The sequence below is a fragment of the Pseudomonas sp. K5002 genome, assembly GCF_013386655.1.
GTDB lineage: Bacteria > Pseudomonadota > Gammaproteobacteria > Pseudomonadales > Pseudomonadaceae > Aquipseudomonas.
In genome coordinates this window covers 1-978 of the sequence record NZ_JACARK010000882.1, presented here as the reverse complement: position 1 = coordinate 978, position 978 = coordinate 1, and the positions used below count along the sequence as shown (strand labels likewise).

1 protein-coding gene and 1 pseudogene are annotated in these 978 nt (G+C 64.9%); both read left to right on the top strand.

Features of this window, described 5'->3' with window-relative positions; all coding sequences use genetic code 11:
* Window positions 1–348, top strand: a 348-nt coding sequence (locus HX846_RS30460; RefSeq protein ID WP_178966806.1) for a helix-turn-helix transcriptional regulator, incomplete at its 5' end; no start/stop codon positions are given.
* Between the two features lie 154 nt (window positions 349–502).
* A pseudogene (locus tag HX846_RS30455) lies at window positions 503–978 on the top strand (histone deacetylase family protein); the annotation flags it as partial.

Sequence of the window (978 nt, the reverse complement as noted above, 5' to 3'; positions counted from 1 at the left end):
ACCGAGCGCTGCCGCAAGCAAAACACCGAGTTCACCGGGCGCCAGGCCTGGCTGGGCAAGATTCGCCACCTGCTCGCCAGCCAACTCAGCGCCGCGCCGGGCCTCGACGGCCTGGCCGAGCAGATGAACTGCTCCCCGCGCACGCTACGCCGGCACCTGCATGACTTGGGCTGCAGCTATCAGGAGTTGCTGGACGAGCTACGCTTCGAGCGGGCCAAGCGATTGCTGGGCGAGGATGAGCTGCCCATTTACCGAATTGCCGAGGCGCTGGGCTTCAGCGAAACCGCGAGTTTCCGTCACGCCTTTGTCCGCTGGAGCGGCGTCGCACCCAGCCAGTTCCGCCCCTGAAGCCACTTGCTGGGGCACGGCCGCGCCATTTCGGGGCGAATTGCGGTCACACACTTTGGCCATATTTATCCCCTTTTGGCCGCTCCTGCCATTCTCATTAATCCCACCCGCCGCAAGACTGGACTCACCGATTCAGCCTGCGGAGAACAACAATATGCTGACGATCTACTCGGACGATCACCACCTGCACCATGGCCGGTGCGAGTTGATGGACGGGCAACTGATGCCGTGTTTCGAAATGCCCTCGCGCGCCGACCATGTGTTGCAACGGGTCAAGGACCGCGAACTGGGCCCGGTGCAAGCGCCTGAGGATTTTGGCCTGGCGCCGCTGCAACGTATTCACAGCCCCGCGTACCTGGACTTCTTCAAAGGCGCCTGGCAACGCTGGACGGCATTTGGCCAGGACGGAGACTTGCTGCCCTACACCTGGCCCGCACGCACCTTGCGCCGGGTCATCCCCACCAGCCTGCACGGCCAGCTCGGCTATTACAGTTTCGACGGCGGCGCGCCGATCACCGCCGGCACCTGGCAAGCGGCCTACAGCGCGGCGCAAGTCGCTCTCACCGCGCAACAGGCGATCCAGCAAGGCGCCCGCAGTGCCTTCGCCCTGTGCCGTCCGCCCGGGCACCA